Here is a 19,201-nt window from a genome sequence, read left to right on the forward strand (position 1 = left end):
TCATTCCACCTTGTAAAGGCTACAGGTACCCGTGTCAGGGAGACGGGTTGCATGGGTCACTTCGATTCGCTCGTCGGCAAGCACATAGCGTGCGCCGACCAAGGAACGGCCGTCGACCTTGCCCCCGTCAGGCAGCATGCGCATGACCACGGGAAGGCTCGGAAGAAAGAAGGCGTTGTCGACAAGCTCACGACGGTTGCTGGCAATCACTGCGATTCCGCCCGGGTCGTGGGCCACGATCTCCTGCGCAAGAGTGCCGCAGCCAGAGTCGTAAGCACCAGGACCATTGCGAAGTTCATGCCAAGTCGCCGAGTTCGCTACTGCCAGCCAGCTTGCCAGAAGAAGCAGCTGCAGGGTCCGTCGCAACCAGCCCTCTTTTGCAGCTGCAATGGCAAGGACCAGCGCCGAGAACACAACCAGCCACCAGCGGCTCAAGCGATACCATTGCGCCTCCATACTGTCGACGGTTGCACCGAACCACGGCGAAGCGTGCAGTTTGAGCACAATTACAAACATGGCTGCTGCCCCCAGCACAGCCATAACGACACCGACATAGCTGTAACAGGCCAAGGTGGATGACCCACGAAGCGGCCGCGGCAGGAACAGCAGGATCAGCAACAACGGGAAGGACGAGAAGTAGTAGCGGCTGTGCCAACGTCCCAATCCGCCCAGGTCAATTGGCGAGACTCCAACAGTGAACACGATCGCCATACCAACCGCGCCAGCTGTTGCCAGTAGCAGGAACAAAGTCGCGTTCCAGACCTGCGCTTCGTGCCGCTGATTGCGCCAGGGGAGGAGCAGGCCCACAGCCCCGGCCAATGCCAAGGCGAAGGGAATCGACAGGATGGTCAGATGACCCAGAAACAATCCCGCTGCCCCACGCAGATCCGACATGATGGTGTGCCGCCATCCGTGCAGGAGATTGCCATACATACCCAGACCACTGGTATCCGGCGCGGAAATGCTAAGACTGACGAACTTGAACACAAGGTAGGCGACAACTGGAGCCAGCAGCCAGGTAGGCCGCGCCAAGAACTGCCGAACCTTGCCTTCGCGCAACGCGATCACTGCCATGGCCAGAAGCAGCGCAATGAGCAAGGTCACACCATTGAGTCTGACGTTGAGCAGCAGACCAATCCACGCACCAAAGAAGACCGCCGCCGTGATCGAAGCCGGCCGCTCCAGGCAACGCAGGCCCGCCCAGGCGGCCCACAAATAGAGCGGGAAGTACAACACCTCGGTCACTGCAAAGGCCGAGATGAACACACCGGGAAGCGCCACGGCCATGCAGGCGATGATCAGACTCAGGCGTGTCCCCACCAAACGCCTTGCCATCAAGTACGTTGGGATCAACCCGGCGGTAACGACGAGCGCGTTGATCAGCCGGACCCCTGAATAGAAGGCTTCACCGAACACGAAGCCCGGAGCGATCAGATACGGGTACAGCATATTGGGCAGGTTGGTCGCGTGCTGGATCTGGTCCGGGTGCGGAATCCCGGCGCGCCCACCGCCAGCCCAGATTCCCGACGCGATCATCTTGTACACGTACTCGTCACCGGACCAGTACGGCAGCATCTGGGCCGCCACGTAGCGCAGCAGCGTGGCACCGAACCACAGGGCGCACAGCAGCCCCCACGGAATCGGAATTGCCAGCGGGCCTGGGCCCTCTCGTGTCCAGCGAGCGAGCGCGGCCACAAATACCAAGCTTGTTCCCAACAGCATCAAAAGCAGGATGTGCCCAACCCAGATCCGCCAGGTTGGGATTTGCACGACGCGAATGTCACTCACCCGCAGTCCTGGCGGGCCTTCGTAGAAGATGCGCAGGGAGGCGATCTCTGGAACATCTGGCCCAACATCCATGGTGTCCGACCAGCGAACCGAGGTCTGCCCGGGACGCGTGCGGAATGTCCGTTCCTGGGCCGGGTTGTCATAGCCAGGACCAAACAGGTCCACCACGACTGCTACCGGAGCACCCGGGGCGGTATCAACAGAAAACGAAAAAGCGTAACGATGGTCCGGCTTCAGCCGGAACTGACCGCTGAGAAAATGAGATGGATTGTCGCCGGTGGCGCGGAATCCCTTACCCTCGGCGCTGAAGCCATCCATCTGGACGGCTTCAGCTTGGATCTGGGGTGCATGCTGCGGGCTTGCCTGGAAAGCATTCCACCAACACAGCAACACCATGACCACGACCACGCCGACTACAGCCGGCAGCATGGCGTGTGGCCGATCGCAATGCGCCCTCCCCGTTTCGATACCTTCGTACACCTTGCGTGCCACTCCCTGTGTCATCAAACGTCAATTACGCCTGAAGGCGACGCAGATCGGCATCTACCATCGAGGTGATCAGCTGCTGCAGGCTGGTCTTGGGTTCCCAACCCAGCTTGGCCTGGGCCTTGGCCGGATTGCCGAGCAACACGTCCACTTCCGCCGGGCGCATGTATTTCTCGTCGATCACAACGTAATCCTGGTAGTCCAAACCAACGTGCGCGAATGCAATCATGCACATGTCGCGCACGGTGGTGGTAACGCCCGTAGCGATGACGTAGTCATCAGCCTGATCCTGCTGCAGCATCAGCCACATGGCTTCAACGTAGTCGCCTGCAAACCCCCAGTCGCGCTTTGCATCGATATTGCCAAGGTACAGTTTGTCCTGTAGTCCGAGCTTGATCCGGGCTACGCCGTCGGTCACCTTGCGGGTGACAAACTCGATGCCACGCAGCGGCGACTCATGATTGAACAAGATGCCGCTGGAAGCATGCATTGCATGGCTTTCGCGGTAGTTCACCGTGGCCCAGTGGCCCATCAGCTTGGCAACACCGTAGGGGCTCCGCGGGTAGAACGGAGTCTTTTCATCCTGCATCTCGGCCTGAATCAGGCCGAACATCTCGCTGGTGGACGCTTGGTAAAAGCGCGCCTGCGGGCGGACGATACGCACCGCCTCCAGCATATTGATCACACCCACGCCGTCCAACTGGGCAGTCAACACTGGCTGCTGCCAGGAGCTGCCAACGAAACTCTGCGCGGCTAGGTTGTACACCTCGGTGGCCTCGGATATCTGCAGAGCACGGATAAGCGAAGACAAGTCGGAGATGTCACCATCGATGAGCTGAACCTGCTTTTCCACGCCGAGCTCACGCAGTCGCCACAGGGTGTCGGTGCTGCGGCGAGCGAGCAGGCCATACACAACATAGCCCTTGTCGAGCAGCAATTTGGACAGGTAGGCGCCGTCCTGGCCGGTGATACCGGTAATCAATGCGGATTTCGTGCTCATGGGCTTCTCACTGAGTGCAATATATCGGTCAACGTCCGGTCGAAATCGATCTGCGGGCGCCAGCCTGTGTCATGGGTGGTGGCGGAAGGATCGCCTACCATTCGTCGCTGTTCTGACAGTCGCAGGCGAGCCGGATCCACCCGGATCTCGGCATAAACCTGCGCCAAACTAAGCATGCGCTGCAGCACCTGCGCCACCGAGCGTTCAACACCGGAGGCGACAACGTACCGAGCCTGATCCTGCCCGCGCGACAGCAGCGCGGCATAAGCGGATACCACATCGCGCACATCAGTGAAGTCACGTGTAGCTTCGATGTCACCGACTTCTATCACCGCAGGTTGGCGCCCCTCCTTGATGGCCATGACCTGACTAGCCAGCGAGGATACAACGAAGCGTTCGCTCTGCCCCGGCCCGATGTGATTGAAGGGCCGGGCAATCACGACCTGCGCTCCGGTACGACGCGCCCATTGCAGGCAAAGTTCCTCGGCCGCCAGCTTACTGGAGGCGTACGGATTACCAGGTCGCGGAACAGTCATTGCCCCAACCGGCAGTTCCGATTCGTCCACGCGCCCATATACGTCTCCGGAACTGACCATCAGAAAACGGCCACTGAAGTCGGCAGATTCCAGTGCCTGAATTAGATTCAAAGTACCGATGACGTTGACCTCGTAGGTCTCGCGCGGATCAGCGATCGCCCTCGGCACGAAACTCTGCGCTGCGAGGTGGATGACAGCATCCACGCGCTGCGCGGCGATTGCGGCAGCGAGCGCCGTTGGATTGCGCAAATCCAATCCGGCAGGCAACACTACTGCAGTGCCCAGCTCCCCAAGATGGCCACCCTTGATAGCCGCAAGCAGATGCGCACCAACGAAGCCTGAGGCTCCGGTGACCAGCACACGCAGGCTCATGATGCCGACACCGATTTACGCGCCATGATTGCGTAGTCACGCGAGGCATGGTGGGGCTTGACCAGCGCATTGATAGTGGCGGAGCCCGGGACATCATCGCTGACAAAGGCGATATCGGAGCCCCCCCTTGCCTCAAACTGCGGCTGGATATCGGACTGGACGAATCCACGCGCCTGCACCATCCAGCGCAACATCTGTGGTGGCAGCGGGTTGCGATGGGTGGGATCCATGTAGAACGCCCACTGCGCCACCAGTGCGTTTTCCGGATTTGGGGTTTCCACGACAAGAGCGCCGCCAGGTACAAGCACGCGGTGCGCTTGGTCGATCAGCTCGATCAGAGTTGGGAAAGTCAGGTGCTCGGCCAGATGGAACAAGGTCACCATGCCCAGCGATGCATCCGGTAGTCCGCGCAGTTTGCTGATCGCGTCGCAATACTCGACGACCAAACCCTTCTCCTCGCACTCGGCGACGAACAGCCCGTTGAGATCGACACCGGACGCCACCAGTCCCTTATCGCGGAGCATTTCCAACCATTCCCCGCGACCGCAGCCCAGGTCCAACACTGGAGCGCCCTCGGTGCCGGCACCGACGTCGGCAACGAATTTGAGGTAAGGCTCCAGGCGCTGGCGGATTTCTTCCTCCGGGCCACGAAACTGATTCTCGAACGCAACATACAATCCATCCAGTTCGGGCTCGACCGCGGAACCCTCGTTGCTGGGGCCGGCCGCCTCTGAGAAAACCTCCCGGCACGCGGCCGGCTGCAAGCTGTGGCGCAAGGCCGGTTGCTTCTCTATCGACCTCTCAGCCTGCTGCTCGGCCAAATGTTCGGCCAATTGCTGGGCAAGCACATCGATGCGCTTACCAAGCTCTTCCACCAGGGCGGCGCTGGGCGCCCGCTGCAGCGCAAGTTCCTGCGACGCCAGTCGCGCGGACTGCTCGGCAACCACCTGTGAGATACGCACATCGAAGAACTGCAGGTCGCCACTCAACGACGACACGTGCACGTCCATTACCCGTGTATGCCGGGGCAGACGGATCAGGGTATGTACCCAGTGAAGCATCCAGCCAAGCAAAGGAATGCGGCGCCAGCTGTGCAGCTTGTACGGGATCAGCAAGCCATCGATATGGACGCCCTTGCTGTGCCCTTCAGGTGACCAGCGCAACGCCGCCAGCACTTCGATCTTGCTCGCAGCGCCTGAGCGCAGCGCCTGCAGGTGCGCCTGCGCGCACTCATCCGGTGCACGATGCAAGATAGCGTCATAGGCATGTGTAACAAACGCCAGATCGTCGTATCCGAGGAAATCAGCCAGCACGTACTCCGACTTTTTGCGAAATTCGCCGGTTGGTGGCTTGAATGCGGGATTTGGCACGACACTGATGGCACCAGCCACTACGCTGGCCAAGCCAGTGCCTCCAATGCCGATTTCACCGACGCCCAAGCGACTGCGCACGCGGCGCATCACCTCGTCGGCTGAGATCAAGCTTTCCTGACTGGATGACATCGATTGGTCCTCGGGTTAACTGTGTGCTTGGTGGGCTCGATACTCGTAGGCGCGCAAGGGGCGCAGCCACGTCTCATGCGATGGTTATCTGCGGTGGGATCCAACTGGTCCCGATGAAATACTGATGGTTCATATTGGCGACCGAGAATACCAGCGCCATATCACGCCACTCGTAGTTGCGGCCAAGATGGTCCTGGGCGTCGCTCAGCGAGATCGAAATCGAATAGGTGCCCGGGCCCAGCAACGCGGCGAAATCCGCACTGAAGGTCAGCGTCTGCTCGGCGACGGTGCCTGAAATGACTTGGTCGGTATGATGAGTATTGGTGCCAAAGATGGTCTGCCCCAGGCGATCTCGGATCATGTAGCCGAAAACCAGCTTGTCCACTGGTGCGTTGACCTTGACGCTGACACGCAAAGTGACAGGCTCGCCAACTGCAACATATTCGGTAGTTTCACCCTTCCCGTTGAGAAGCTGCACGCTACCGATGGCAACTTCACCGGTCCCAGAAGAGATCGCTGCCGCGCCGTCCTCAAGCTTCGCAACGTTGATCGTTCCCTGCTCCTTCTGGGCGATCAGCGCGTTGTAGTAATCGATTACCTGTTTGGGGTCCGCGTCCAGCAGCAGCCTCCCGCCTTCCAGAAGGATCGCACGGTCGCACAGGACCTGTACGGCAGTTGGGTCGTGCGAAACAAACAGAAGACTGGTACCCAGCTCACGGAAGGCCTTGATGCGATCAAAGCACTTGTGCACGAAGTAGGCATCACCGACCGACAACGCCTCGTCCACAATCAGCAGATCAGGCCGGAAGGCAGTAGCGACGCTGAACGCGACGCGCATCTGCATACCACTGGAGTATGTTCGCACAGGCGCATCGAAATACTCACCGATCTCGGCAAAGGCCTCGATGTCATCCATCGCGCCGGCGATAGCCTGCTGGGGATGCCCCATCAGCCCGGCCGCATGATAGACGTTCTGCCGACCAGTCAGCTCGGGATTGAAGCCCATACCGAGCTCCAAGATTGCGGAAACCTTGCCGGTCTGGGTGACTTTACCAAGGGTCGGCTGCGAGGTACCGGTGATCAGCTTGAGCAGGGTGCTCTTGCCGGCACCGTTCTGGCCAACTATACCCACGCTTTCACCAGGCCCCACCGCGAAACTGATATCACGCAGCACCCAATGCTGCTCTGCCGGCTTGAACGGCATGCCAAACCACGACAGGAAACGCATCCATTCGCTATTCCAACTCGCGTAGCACTTTCCAACCGACTGTACTTTCAACAAGGAGCTCATAGGGAATCCACCATTTCGGCGCTGGACTTACGGAACATCAGCAATGCCAAGCCGGCGAGCACCACGGTGGCGGCCAGCAGGCCGCCGAGTTCACTCCACAGCGGCGGTTTTCCATACACCAGCACGTTCTGGTAGCTACTTACCAGAACGTACAGCGGGTTGTACTTGAACCATGCCTGGTAGTGGGGCGGCAACGCATTGAGGTTGTAGACCACCGGGGTCAGCCAGAAAAGAGCATTCAGAATGACTGGGATCACCTGGCCAAGGTCGCGCATGAAGACATTGATCACCCCCAACAAGGTGCCCAAGCTCATAGCCAACGCCAATGTCATCAGCACCAGTACCGGCAGCCAAATCGCGTTGCCATCCGGGAAGTGACCCAACATGGCGAATACACCGAAGATGGCCGCGCACAATAGAACGTTGTTCACCAACATGGTGCCCGCTGTGATTATCGGCAGACACAGCCGCGGGAACGACATCTTCTTCATCAGGTTGCCGTTGTCGATGAACATCGTCAGGCAGCGCTGGATGGTTTCAGCAAACAAGGTCCAGAACAACATCCCAGCCATCAGATACAACGCATACGCGTACTTGTTGTTGACGCCCGGCAGCTTGGCAGACAGAACCTCGGACAGGATCAAAGCAAATATCAGCACCTGCGCCAACGGGTGGATAATCATCCACAGCCCACCAAGTTTGCTGCGGGTGAAACGTGCGCGCAGATCGTTCTTGATCGACGAGAGAATGAAGAACCGGTAGCTCCACAGGGAGCGCAACACACTACTCATTGAATTCCTGCTCCAAACATGCCGAGGGATGCCGGCAACGCCGGCGCAGTCAAGGGGGCTCTGCTATCGAGGTACGCCGCAAATAGGGCACCAGAGCGCTGCAGCGACATTCCCTGCTCGATATCACGACGCGCATTGGCGGCAAGGACGGCCACACTGTCGGGCCGGTCCACCACCTGCTGCATCAATACGGCAGCATGGGCTACATCCGGCTCAGCCCAGCGCTGGCCTTGCGCGTGCGGATACTGACCCGGCTGCACTGGAACCAGACGGTAGTCCACCAGCAGGCTGTTGCCTGCATTCATGAACTCCATGTTGCCCGACCAACCGGTGGCGATGACCGGCTTACCAAGTTGCATGCATTCGGCCATGCCGAGACCCAATCCTTCGGCGCGGTGCAATGACACATACGAATTGCACAGCATCTGGAGGGCGTGCAGGTGACGCACGTCGATGACATCATCGCGCAGCATGATGCGCGCGTCGCCACCGGCCTGTACCAGTAGCTGACGTAGCGCATCGGGGTTGCGGTGACCATTGCTGGACTTGACCAACAAGCGCACATCCTGCCGGTCCGGCGCAAACGCAGAGCGGAAAGCGGCGATCACCGCACCAGGATTCTTGCGATCCACGGAGGAATTGCAGTCGAAGGTGCAAAGAAAAACAAACGCGTCCTGCGGCAAACCGACGTCGCTACGGACCAAGCCACTGGGCACGATGTCGAGCAGCGGGAATGGAATCTTGGTGACCGGAGTGTCGGTCATGGCACGGAATGCCTCGGCCACGAACTCGGTCGCCACCACGATTTCGTCCACCGCCTCCACGGCCTCGCGCCATGCCTCTGGCACCCGGGGGAGCTCCCAGAACCAACACGCTACCAGTCGCTGCTGCGCGCCAGCCCCGCCCATGGCAGTCATCGCCTCACTGAAATGATCAGGATTGATGAATACCAAAGTTGTATCGAATGTCGGCGCAGGCACTTCCATGTGGGCATCAAGGCTATGGTCAGCATTGGCGTGTGGTACCGCGACCTGCGAGTCGTGCAACGATAAGGGGTACCCCACCGCCATCAACGCACGGGTATACGCCCGCGCGCTGACGCCCAATCCGAACTGGCCGCGCAAATAGCCCAGGACATTGACCCCACGCCCACCCAACGACGCTACCCCCACGCCCTCGGCGGAAGCACGCGTCTCGTCCAGCACCCAGCCCGGCGTGCGTGTGAAACGCAAGCCTTCGCAGAAGTGTTGATGACGACGCAGTGCAAGCCGCTCGCGCAGTGAGCGAGGCAGCAGCAGCCGATACAAGCGGCTCAACCAGGTTCTCAAGTCGTCAGTGCCCGCTGCAGATCCATCCGCAGATCCTCAACATCCTCCACGCCCACGCTCAACCGCACCAGCGCATCACTGATGCCCAGCTGTTCGCGGCGCGCCACCGGAATCGAGGCATGCGTCATCACTGCCGGGTGATTGACCAGGCTTTCCACGCCGCCGAGGGACTCGGCCAGGGTGAACAGTTCGGTGCGCTCGCAGAAGCGCTTGGCGGCTTCGAAGCCGCCCTTCAATACGATCGAGACAATGCCGCCGTAGCCAGCCATCTGCTTGCCCGCCAGTTCGTGCTGTGGGTGCGAGGCCAGTCCCGGGTAGATCACCTTTTCCACCGCCGGGTGGGTTTCCAGCCACTTGGCCAGTTCCATCGCGTTGGCGCAATGCGCCTTCATGCGCAGCGGCAGGGTCTTCAGGCCACGCAGGGCGAGGAAGCTGTCGAACGGGCCCTGTACGCCACCGATGGAGTTCTGCAGGAAGGCCATCTGCTCGGCGAGTTCGGCGTTGTCGCCGACCACCACCATGCCACCGACCATATCGGAGTGGCCGTTGAGGTACTTGGTGGCCGAATGCAGTACCAGGTCCGCACCCAGTTCCAGCGGACGCTGCAGCATCGGCGAGGCAAAGGTGTTGTCCACCACAACGATCAGGCCGTGACGCTTGGCGATGGCGGCGACCGCGGCAATGTCCACGATCTTCAGCATCGGGTTGGTGGGGGTCTCGATCCACACCATCTTGGTCTTCGGCGTGATCGCGGCTTCAAACGCGGCCGGGTCGGTCAGGTCGACGAAGCTGAAATCCAGTGCGGCGGTGCGGCGACGCACGCGCTCGAACAGGCGGAAGCTGCCGCCGTAGATGTCGTCCATTGCCACCACGTGGCTGCCGGCATCCAGCAGCTCGATCACGGTGGAGCTGGCGGCCATGCCCGAGGCAAAGGCGAAACCACGGGTACCGCCTTCCAGCGAGGCCACGCAACGCTCGTAAGCGAAGCGGGTCGGGTTGTGCGTGCGCGAGTACTCAAAACCCTGATGCTCGCCCGGGCTGGACTGGGCATAGGTCGAGGTCGCGTAGATCGGCGGCATTACTGCGCCGGTGCTGGGGTCAGGCGACTGCCCGCCGTGGATGGCCAAAGTGGCAAGCGACAAGGCGCGCTCGCCGTCCTGGCTGCGTGAATGCTGATCCGTCATAAGGGCTTCCAGCTAAAAGAGAAAAGTCTATCAGTGTGGCCTGAACCGGCCATGGCAGCACCTCCCCTAAGGTGCTGCCGGCCGCGCCGCGTTTACTGAACGCGGCGACGCAGGTAGTTCAACAGGTCGATGCGGGTGATCAAACCGAGGAAGGCGTCGCCATCGGTGATGATCGCCACCTGGCCACGGTCGAACACCGGCAGCAATGCCTCGATCGGCGACTTCACGTCCAGGCTGTCCAGCTTGCTGACCATGGCCACCGACACCGGGTCACGGAAGCGGGCTTCATCGCCGTAGACATGCAGCAGCACGTCGCTTTCATCGATGATGCCGACCAGCTGGCTGCCTTCCATCACCGGCAGCTGCGACACGTCGTACAGCTTCATGCGCTGGTAGGCGGTGGTCAGAAGGTCCTTCGGGCCCACCACCACGGTGTCACGCTGGCTGTACGGGCGCAGGATCAGGTCGCGCAGGTCGCCGAACTGCGGGCGCTCGAGGAAGCCGTTGTCCAGCATCCAGTAGTCGTTGTACATCTTGGACAGGTACTTGTTGCCGGTATCCGGCACCAGCACCAGCACCTTCTTCGGCGTGGTCTGCTCGCGGCAGTACTTCAGCGCGGCGGCCAGCAGGGTGCCGGTCGAGGAGCCACCGAGAATGCCTTCCTTGCCCAGCAGCTCGCGCGCGGTGTGGAAGCTCTCGGCGTCGGTGATGGCATAGGCCTTCTTGACCCGGCTGAAATCGGAGATATCCGGCAGGAAGTCCTCGCCGATGCCTTCCACCAGCCAGCTGCCCGACTTCTCGTTCAGCGTGCCCTCGTTGATGTACTCGGCCAGGATCGAGCCGACCGGGTCAGCCAGCACCAGCTCGGTCTTGGGCGAAAGCTTGGCGAAGGCGCGCGACAGGCCGGTCATGGTGCCGGAGCTGCCGCAGCCGAACACGATGGCGTCCAGATCGCCGCCCATCTGCTCGATGATCTCCGGGCCGGTGCCGAACTCGTGCGCGGCCGGGTTGTCGGGGTTGCCGAACTGGTTGATGAAGTACGCGCCCGGGGTGCGGTCGGCGACGGTCTTGGCCAGGTCCTGGTAGTACTCGGGGTGACCCTTGGCCACGTCCGAACGGGTCAGCACCACTTCGGCGCCCATGGCCTTCAGGTTGAAGATCTTCTCCCGGCTCATCTTGTCCGGTACCACGAGGATCAGCTTGTAGCCCTTCTGCTGCGCCACCAGCGCCAGGCCCAGGCCGGTATTGCCGGCGGTGCCTTCCACCAGCGTCGCGCCGGGCTTGAGATCACCGCGCTTCTCGGCCGCCTCGATCATCGACAGGCCGATACGGTCCTTGATCGACCCACCCGGGTTTGCGCTCTCCATCTTGAGGTACAGCTCGCACACGCCGACATCCAGGCGCTGGGCCTTGATGATGGGCGTATTGCCGATGAGTTCGAGGATGGAGGAATGGATGGGCATCGGTTTACTTCAGATCGCGCCGCTCTGCGGCCGGACCGATGATTATCCGATGGTTGTGCGCGAAAGTCAGGTAATCACGTTCAGGCGTAACTACCGAGCTGCCAAGTGACGCGGACAATGACGGCCGACGAGGAGGCCGCCACCGTCCGCGACATAAACGGTCTAGCGTGGGGAAGGTTCAGTTGATGCTGTTTTCGTAAATCCGCAGGAGCTTCTGCTTGGCCAGCAGTTTTTCCCGTTTCATCTGTCCCAGGGTTGCCCCATCAATCGGGAGCACACCCAGCTCCGCGTCCATGCATTTCTTGTTCAGCTTCTTATGCTGTTGGTAGAGCTGCTTGAACTCCGGGTTGGCCTTGGCCAATGCGTCGATTTCACTCTGCGGCTGCCCTTCGAACATGACTACCTCCTTCATGCAGAAACAAGAACGCCCCGGCCTGGCGGCACGGGGCGTTGCTGGATTAGAAAGCCAAGCCGCTCAACGTGGCACCACCAACCGCCCTCCGGCCAACCTGCCAGGAGCTATCGGTTACTGGTTCGCGCCACGCTTGCACCGGCTCGGCCCTCCGTTGTCCGGACGACGAAAGTGCCGCCCGGACAATTGACCCTACGCCTGCAAAAAGGTTCCGGCAAGGGCTATGCGGAAACGTTTACTGAATATTCAAACCGCTCCGCATTCAGTCTCACACGAATGACAAAAACCTAACAAGTTCAGCCATTTAGGTTTGTCACGGCGCGATAATCACTTCCGCTGAACGGGCGCGGGTGGAGGCCGCTTTCTTGCCCGTCACCTGGATCCGGTTGGCGGCAACACCGGCTGCCACCAGCGCGTCCTTGAGCGCCTGCGCGCGCCGCTGACCGACGCCATTGGCGCTGTCGTAGGCTTCGATGGTGACCCTGCCCTTCTTGCCGATGTTCAGGTATTCGGCCAATGCCTTGGCCTGGTTGCCGGCCGCGCCGGAAAGCGCCGCCTGGCCAGCCGCAAAGGCATCGCCGGTGAAGGTGTAGATCTCGCCACGGCCATCGAACTTGGACGCCGGCAGCTTCTGCCCGGACACCAGCTCAGCTTCTTCGCGGGCCAGCTTGGCCGCGTTCTGCTGGGCCGTGCTCAACCGCGCCTGCTGGCGGCCGGCCACGCTGGTCAGCGCGGTCTCCGCATCCTGGCGGGCCAAGGTCTCGGCTTCGGCAGCCAGACGCAGACGCTCGGCCTCCTCGGCCTGGATCTGGGTCTGTACCCGCAGCTGCTCGGCTTCCTGACGGGCCCGGGCCGCGTCGCGACGACTGGCCTCGATCAGCAATTCACTGCGGGTGCGTTCCAGCTCGCCCACCTCACGCCGTGCCAGCGCCGCGCGGCTGGCCGCCTCGGCAATGGCGACGCGGCGCTCTGCCAGATAGCGGGCGTCGTCCAGCTCCTTGCGCTTGGCCTTGGCCAGGGTCGCAATCGCCTGCTGCGCCTGCAGCTTCTCGAACGAAGCCACATCGGCCGTGGCCATATCGGCCTGCAGCAGCATCAGCCGGTGGCTGAGCGCACCAACTGCCGGATCTTCCGCCGCCACTGCCAGCAAGGGCATGGCCAGCAGGCCTGCAACCATCAGATTCCTGATCCGCATCAGCGTCCCTCCCCTGTCGCCAACTGACGTTGCAGCTGTGCAACCTCGGCCTTGCGCTGGGCCAGCTGGGCCTGCGCGACCGCTTCCTCGCTCTGCGCACGGGCCAGATCGGCATCGGCGGCGGCACGCAGTGCCAGCACCGGCACCTGCTTGCGCAGGCGGCGATCGGTGGCTGCCTGCTGGGCCTGGCCCAACTGCTGGCGGGCCATGGCCATGGTGTCCGGCGCGTACTGATCGGCGTCGGCGCGGTCGGCCTTTTCCACTGCCTGTTGAGCGGTAAGCAATTCCATTGCACCCGGATCCTGCGCCAGCGCGCTGCCGCATAGCACGAATGTGCAGGCGGTAGCACACAGGAATCGTCTTAATTGTGCGAAGCTAGATTTCATTGGGGAGCCGTGGCTTGGGTGACTGAGCGCGGCCATTGTGGTCAAGCCAGAGGCGTGCTTGCAACGGCACGCCGCCGTTTGTTGGGGAAAATTTCGCATGGATATCGGCTATTTCTTGAAGCTGATGACCGAAAAGAACGCTTCGGACATGTTTTTGACCACCGGAGCGCCGGTTTACATCAAGATTGAAGGCAAGCTGTACCCGCTGGGCAATACCGGCCTGCCGCCGGGGATGGTCAAGAAAATCGCCTATTCGCTGATGGACGAGGGCCAGGTGCCGCAGTTCGAGCGCGACTTGGAGCTCAACATGGCCATCGCCCTGGCCGACGCCGGGCGCTTCCGCGTCAATGTGTTCAAGCAGCGCGGCGAAGTGGGCATGGTCATCCGTGCGATCAAGAGCCGCATTCCCAGCATCGAGGAGCTCAACCTCCCGCAGGTGCTGAAGGACGTGATCATGACCCCGCGCGGGCTGGTACTGGTGGTCGGCTCGACCGGCTCCGGCAAGTCGACCTCGCTGGCCTCGATGATCGACCACCGCAACAGCACCTCGACCGGCCACATCCTCACCATCGAGGACCCGATCGAGTTCCTGCACAAGCACAAGCAGTCCATCGTCAACCAGCGCGAAGTCGGCCTGGATACGCACGCCTTCCACAACGCGCTGAAGAACGCGATGCGTGAAGCACCGGACGTGATCCTGATCGGCGAGATCCTCGATGCCGAAACCATGGAAGCGGCCATCGCCTTCGCCGAAACCGGCCACCTGTGCCTGGCCACGCTGCACTCCAACAATGCCGACCAGGCGATCGAGCGCATCCTCAATTTCTTCCCGGAAAGCGCCCACAAGAACGTGCTGATGAACCTGTCCTTGAACCTGCGCGGGGTGATCTCGCAGCGCCTGGTCAAGGGCAAGGACGGCCGTCGCCGCCCGGCAACCGAAGTACTGCTCAACACGCCGATGATCCGCGACCTGCTGCGCCGCGGTGAAGTGCACGCAATCAAGCAAGCGATGGAAGAGTCGCTGGAAGAAGGCATGCAGAGCTTCGACCAGTGCCTGTTCCGGATGGCCAAGGACGGCATCATCGAGCAGGAGGAAGCGCTGCGCGCCGCCGACTCGCGCGATGGCCTGGCCTTGAAGTTCCGCCTGTCCGAAGGCGGCACCGGCGAGCATGATCCATATGCGGACTTCGCGGTGTCGGCACCCGCGGCGATCACGCACGGCTTCTAAGCTGGTGATATCAATGACAAAAAGCCCCGCATCGCGGGGCTTTTTGTTTCAGGGCCTAGTGGACCCAGGCTCTTGTAGGAGCGGCGTAAGCCGCGAAGCCACAGCTGCATCGGTCAGCAGATATCTCCGACCCTCACCTTCGCTGCGCGAAAAACGGAGGACTGTAGTGCCGAGCCATGCTCGGCAATGGGCACTACCGCCCATGCTGCAGAACCGGCGTAAGTCGATTGGCCAACGGTGAACCCGCGCCCAGCCTTCGTCCGGAACATGTTGATCCGCTGTTTCGGTGGGATTGTCGGCTTCGCGGCTTACGCCGCTCCTACAAGAGGCGTCGACTGAATTGCTGGCTTCGCGGTTTACACCGCCCCCACAAAAACCTTGTGGGTTCAGACCGCGTCGATCTGGTTTTCCGGCCGGGCCGCATCGAATGCAGGCAGGGCCAGGCAGGCCTCCTCGATCCGGCGCAAGGTCGGATACGGCGTCAGGTCGAGGTGGAAACGGCGGGCGTTGTACAGCTGCGGCACCAGGCAGCAATCCGCCAATCCCGGCTCGGCACCGTGGCAATAACGACCGGTGTCGAACGAACCTGCCAGCATCGCTTCCAGCGAGGCAAAGCCAACCCGCATCCAGTGCAGCGTCCACTCATCACGCTCGGGCTGCGGCACGTTCCATTCGCGATCGAAGAACTGCATCACCCGCAGGTTGTTCAACGGGTGGATGTCGCAGGCCACCTGCTGGGCCAGCGCGCGTACGCGTGCGCGGCCACCGGCATCGTCCGGCAACAATGGCACCTCGGGGAAGACCTCCTCCAGGTATTCAAGAATGGCCAGCGACTGCGTCAGTACACGCTCACCATGGCGCAACGTCGGCACCAGCTCCTGCGGATTGAGCGCGGCGTAATCCGCTGCGTGCTGTTGCCCGCCATCACGCACCAGATGAACCGGAACGACGGCATACGCCAGGCCTTTCAGGTTCAGGCCAATACGCACGCGGTATGCGGCACTCGAGCGCCAATAACTGTAGAGCGTCAGCCCTGCTTCCATGTCAGATTCCCCCCTTCCCATGCGACACAACAATACGCGCTGGTGGTGAGGACGCCTTCACCACCAACGCGCTGCAAACGTATTGTCGGCCTTCTCAGGGACGGGATGCCTGTTCGATCTGCTGTTCGATCGCGCCAAAAATGCTGACGCCGTCACGGTCCAGCATTTCGATGCGAACCACATCGCCAAAACTCATGAACGGCGTGGACGGCTTGCCGTCGCGCAGGGTTTCCACGGTGCGCTGCTCGGCAAAGCAGGACGCACCCAATGCGGTGTCTTCATTGGCGATGGTGCCCGAGCCGACGACGGCGCCAGCCGACAGCGGGCGGGTCTTGGCCGCGTGCGCAACCAGCTGGGCGAAGTTGAACTGCATGTCGACGCCAGCTTCCGGCGCGCCGAACCACTTGCCATTGATATGGGTGACCAGCGGCAGGTGCAGCTTGCTGTCCTGCCAGGCAGCGCCCAGCTCGTCCGGGGTCACGAACACCGGGCTCAGCGCCGAACGCGGCTTGGACTGCAGGAAGCCAAAGCCCTTGGCCAGTTCGCCCGGGATCAGGTTGCGCAGGCTGACGTCATTGACCAGACCGACCAGTTGGATGTGGCCGGCCGCCTGTTCCGGCGTCACCGCCATCGGCACGTCGTCGGTGATGACCACGATCTCGGCTTCCAGATCGATGCCGTAGTCCTCGCTGATCACCTTCACTGCATCGCGCGGGCCGTAGAAGCCGGCGCTGGTGGCCTGGTACATCAGCGGATCGGTGTAGAAGCTTTCCGGCACTTCGGCGCCACGCGCCTTGCGCACCCGCGCCACGTGCGGCAGGTAGGCGCTGCCATCGACGAATTCGTAGGCGCGCGGCAGCGGCGCTGCCAACGTCTGCATGTCCACCGCGAACTCGCCTTCCACGGCACCGGCATTGAGCTGCTCGGACAGCGCGTTCAGGCGCGGCGCCAGATTCGACCAGTCTTCCAGCGCCTGCTGCAGGGTGGCGGCAATGCCAGCGGCCCGTACCGCACGGGTCAGGTCACGCGAAACCACGATCAGGGTGCCGTCGCGGCCGCCTTCCTTCAGGGAACCAAGCTTCATGGGAGTGTCCAGTCTGCGGAGAAATAAGTTTCAATTGTAATGAATATGCCCGGCACCACCAGCCTCTCCAGCCGAATGCTGAACGGGCGTTTTTGTGCGGGGCGGAACAATCCCTTAGACTAGCGCGGTCTGCCAGCGGCCGTCCGTTTCCCTCAGGGATCGCCGGCGGTGCAGGATCAGCGGCCACCTGGCCCATCCGCCCGCCCGCCCCCACTCCGACGCCTATCGTCACGCATTCCAGCCAACGCACCGCGTTGGTTGCATCCAGATCTTGCAGCGCGGTTTACGGGAACGCTCCGAGATCAGCTGATCTTCAATGATCAGCAACGCAAGCCCCTTCGGGCGCGCGTTATTCATGTTTCGGAGCACTCCATGTCGTTTGAAAACCTGGGCCTTGCGCCCTTCCTGCTGCGCGCGCTCGCCGAGCAGGGCTACGAAAACCCGACCCCAATCCAGGAGCAGGCCATTCCGCTTGCGCTGGACGGTCGCGACCTGCTGGCCGGCGCCCAGACCGGCACCGGCAAGACCGCCGCGTTCGGCCTGCCGCTGCTGCAGCACCTGGCCACCTCGCCGCAGAGCGTGGGCAACGGCCCGCGCCGTCCGCGCGCCCTGGTGCTGGCACCAACCCGCGAACTGGCCACCCAGGTGCATGACAGCCTGCGTGGCTACAGCAAGTACCTGCGCATCCCCAGCGCCTGCATCTACGGTGGCGTGGGCATGGGCAACCAGCTGGACATCCTGCGTCGTGGCGTCGACCTGCTGGTCGCCTGCCCGGGCCGCCTGATTGATCACCTGGAGCGTCGCAGCGTCGACCTGTCCGGCGTCGAGATCCTGGTGCTGGACGAAGCCGACCGCATGCTCGACATGGGCTTCCTGCCTTCGATCAAGCGCATCCTCGCCAAGCTGCCGCGCCAGAACCGCCAGACCCTGCTGTTCTCGGCCACCTTCGAAGACAGCATCAAGCAGCTGGCGCTGGAGTTCATGCACAACCCGCAGCAGATCCAGGTCACGCCGAAGAACACCGTTGCCGAGACCATCACCCACCGCGTGCACCCGGTGGACGGCGCGCGCAAGCGTGAGCTGCTGTTGCACCTGCTGGCCAAGGACTCCCGCGTGCAGACGCTGGTGTTTGGCCGCACCAAGCATGGCTGCGACAAGCTGGCGGACTTCCTGGAGAAGTCCGGCATCAAGACCGCGGCGATCCACGGCAACAAGAGCCAGGGCCAGCGCCTGCGCGCACTGGCTGACTTCAAGGCCGGCCGCGTGACCGTGCTGGTGGCCACCGATATCGCTGCCCGCGGCATCGACATCAACGAGCTGCCGAAGGTCATCAACTACGACCTGCCGATGGTTCCGGAAGACTACGTGCACCGTATCGGCCGTACTGGCCGTAACGGTTCGACCGGTGAGGCGGTCTCGCTGGTTGCCCAGGACGAAGCCAAGCTGCTGCGGCAGATCGTGCGTCTGCTCGACCGCGACATGGACATCCGTGATGTGCCCGGCTTTGAGCCGCACACCCCGATTCGCTGGGGCAACAGCGCACCGGGCAAGGCTGAGCATCCGGGCGGCCACAAGGCACCGCGTCGCGGCAACGGCGGGCATGCCGCACGTCGCCCGACCGGCGATGCACCGCGCGGCGGCCGTGGCGGCCAGCCGCAGAAGCCGGGCGGCCAGCGCAATGCCGGCAATGGCCAGCAGCGTCGTGATGCGCACCCGGGTGGTGGTCAGCGTCGTGGCGGTGGTGGCCGTGGCCAAAGCCGTACCAGCGCCTGATTCCAACTTTTTGTTGGGATGAGTTGCAAAGAAAGGCCGACGCATTGCGTCGGCCTTTCTGGTTTTTGTGTGTTGTTTTTTTGTTTTGTAAAACAGCCAAATCAGTAGCAACAGCGCCCCTCATCCGCCCCTGCGGGGCACCTTCTCCCGCATGCGGGAGAAGGGAAGGCCCGTCATTGCCACGTCGAGAATCGGGCACCGCGCTCGCGCCTACTGATGGTGGCCCAGCGCTTTGGCTTTGGCTTTGGCTTTGGCTTTGGCATTGTCCTTGGCTATGGAGTTGGGAGTGCACATGTAGAAGTCTAAGAGATAGGAAAAATAAGACGAAAATAGAGTGGG

Annotated in this window: 17 protein-coding genes; 2 read left to right on the forward strand and 15 right to left on the reverse strand. The window is 61.9% G+C overall.

Annotation, left to right across the window (positions count from 1 at the left end; genetic code table 11):
- From AC1VXC_RS02915 to AC1VXC_RS02970, 12 genes are all read right to left on the reverse strand, one after another.
- Positions 1 to 2,268, reverse strand: a complete 2,268-nt coding sequence (locus AC1VXC_RS02915; protein WP_481538464.1) for an ArnT family glycosyltransferase — start codon at positions 2,266 to 2,268, stop codon at positions 1 to 3.
- Positions 2,269 to 2,302: 34 nt separating this feature from the next.
- A complete protein-coding gene (gene gmd, locus AC1VXC_RS02920) occupies positions 2,303 to 3,274 on the reverse strand; it encodes a GDP-mannose 4,6-dehydratase (RefSeq protein ID WP_481538465.1) in 972 nt (323 codons plus the stop codon).
- Positions 3,271 to 4,182 (reverse strand): GDP-mannose 4,6-dehydratase, encoded by a 912-nt coding sequence (locus AC1VXC_RS02925; RefSeq protein ID WP_481538466.1) that lies wholly within the window; start codon positions 4,180 to 4,182, stop codon positions 3,271 to 3,273. The genes gmd and AC1VXC_RS02925 overlap by 4 nt, the downstream gene beginning before the upstream one ends.
- Positions 4,179 to 5,642: a methyltransferase domain-containing protein gene (locus tag AC1VXC_RS02930; protein WP_482994998.1), complete on the reverse strand. Its 1,464-nt coding sequence runs from the start codon at positions 5,640 to 5,642 to the stop codon at positions 4,179 to 4,181. Before AC1VXC_RS02930 ends, AC1VXC_RS02925 begins: the two co-directional genes overlap by 4 nt.
- 115 nt (positions 5,643 to 5,757) lie before the next feature.
- Complete coding sequence (locus tag AC1VXC_RS02935; RefSeq protein WP_481538468.1) at positions 5,758 to 6,975, reverse strand: ABC transporter ATP-binding protein; 1,218 nt, start codon at positions 6,973 to 6,975, stop codon at positions 5,758 to 5,760.
- On the reverse strand, positions 6,972 to 7,766 hold the full coding sequence (locus AC1VXC_RS02940) for an ABC transporter permease (protein ID WP_481538469.1): 795 nt from the start codon (positions 7,764 to 7,766) through the stop codon (positions 6,972 to 6,974). The genes AC1VXC_RS02935 and AC1VXC_RS02940 overlap by 4 nt, the downstream gene beginning before the upstream one ends.
- Entirely contained in the window at positions 7,763 to 9,073 is a 1,311-nt protein-coding gene (locus AC1VXC_RS02945) for a glycosyltransferase (RefSeq protein ID WP_482994999.1), read from the reverse strand. The genes AC1VXC_RS02940 and AC1VXC_RS02945 overlap by 4 nt, the downstream gene beginning before the upstream one ends.
- Positions 9,074 to 9,090: 17 nt before the next feature.
- Complete coding sequence (locus tag AC1VXC_RS02950; RefSeq protein ID WP_481538471.1) at positions 9,091 to 10,278, reverse strand: cystathionine gamma-synthase; 1,188 nt, start codon at positions 10,276 to 10,278, stop codon at positions 9,091 to 9,093.
- Positions 10,279 to 10,370: 92 nt separating this feature from the next.
- A complete protein-coding gene (locus tag AC1VXC_RS02955; protein ID WP_303748793.1) occupies positions 10,371 to 11,741 on the reverse strand; it encodes a pyridoxal-phosphate dependent enzyme in 1,371 nt (456 codons plus the stop codon).
- Between the two features lie 178 nt (positions 11,742 to 11,919).
- Entirely contained in the window at positions 11,920 to 12,138 is a 219-nt protein-coding gene (locus AC1VXC_RS02960; protein ID WP_282266820.1) for an HP1242/YdcH family protein, read from the reverse strand.
- Between the two features lie 328 nt (positions 12,139 to 12,466).
- Complete coding sequence (locus AC1VXC_RS02965) at positions 12,467 to 13,348, reverse strand: OmpA family protein (protein WP_303748792.1); 882 nt, start codon at positions 13,346 to 13,348, stop codon at positions 12,467 to 12,469.
- A complete protein-coding gene (locus tag AC1VXC_RS02970) occupies positions 13,348 to 13,734 on the reverse strand; it encodes a DUF4398 domain-containing protein (protein ID WP_303748791.1) in 387 nt (128 codons plus the stop codon). The genes AC1VXC_RS02965 and AC1VXC_RS02970 overlap by 1 nt, the downstream gene beginning before the upstream one ends.
- Before the next feature lie 97 nt (positions 13,735 to 13,831).
- On the opposite strand from AC1VXC_RS02970, the gene AC1VXC_RS02975 reads away from it, so the two are divergent.
- Positions 13,832 to 14,962 carry a PilT/PilU family type 4a pilus ATPase gene (locus AC1VXC_RS02975; protein WP_481538472.1) on the forward strand — a complete coding sequence of 377 codons (1,131 nt, stop codon included), beginning with the start codon at positions 13,832 to 13,834 and terminating at the stop codon, positions 14,960 to 14,962.
- A 386-nt stretch (positions 14,963 to 15,348) separates the two neighbouring features.
- Here the strand turns inward: AC1VXC_RS02975 and maiA are convergent, their stop codons facing one another.
- From maiA to AC1VXC_RS02990, 3 genes are all read right to left on the reverse strand, one after another.
- On the reverse strand, positions 15,349 to 16,005 hold the full coding sequence (gene maiA / locus AC1VXC_RS02980; protein ID WP_481538473.1) for a maleylacetoacetate isomerase: 657 nt from the start codon (positions 16,003 to 16,005) through the stop codon (positions 15,349 to 15,351).
- Positions 16,006 to 16,099: 94 nt separating this feature from the next.
- Positions 16,100 to 17,089 carry a fumarylacetoacetate hydrolase family protein gene (locus AC1VXC_RS02985; RefSeq protein WP_481538474.1) on the reverse strand — a complete coding sequence of 330 codons (990 nt, stop codon included), beginning with the start codon at positions 17,087 to 17,089 and terminating at the stop codon, positions 16,100 to 16,102.
- Positions 17,090 to 17,317: 228 nt separating this feature from the next.
- Entirely contained in the window at positions 17,318 to 17,446 is a 129-nt protein-coding gene (locus AC1VXC_RS02990) for a hypothetical protein (RefSeq protein WP_481538475.1), read from the reverse strand.
- Between the two features lie 15 nt (positions 17,447 to 17,461).
- Here AC1VXC_RS02990 and AC1VXC_RS02995 point away from each other — a divergent pair, with 15 nt between their 5' ends.
- The gene (locus tag AC1VXC_RS02995) at positions 17,462 to 18,862 is read left to right on the forward strand and encodes a DEAD/DEAH box helicase (RefSeq protein WP_481538476.1); all 1,401 of its coding nucleotides are present in this window, start codon (positions 17,462 to 17,464) and stop codon (positions 18,860 to 18,862) included.
- The last annotated feature ends 339 nt before the right edge of the window (positions 18,863 to 19,201 follow it).

The sequence above is a fragment of the Stenotrophomonas sp. STEN033 genome, assembly GCF_056856655.1.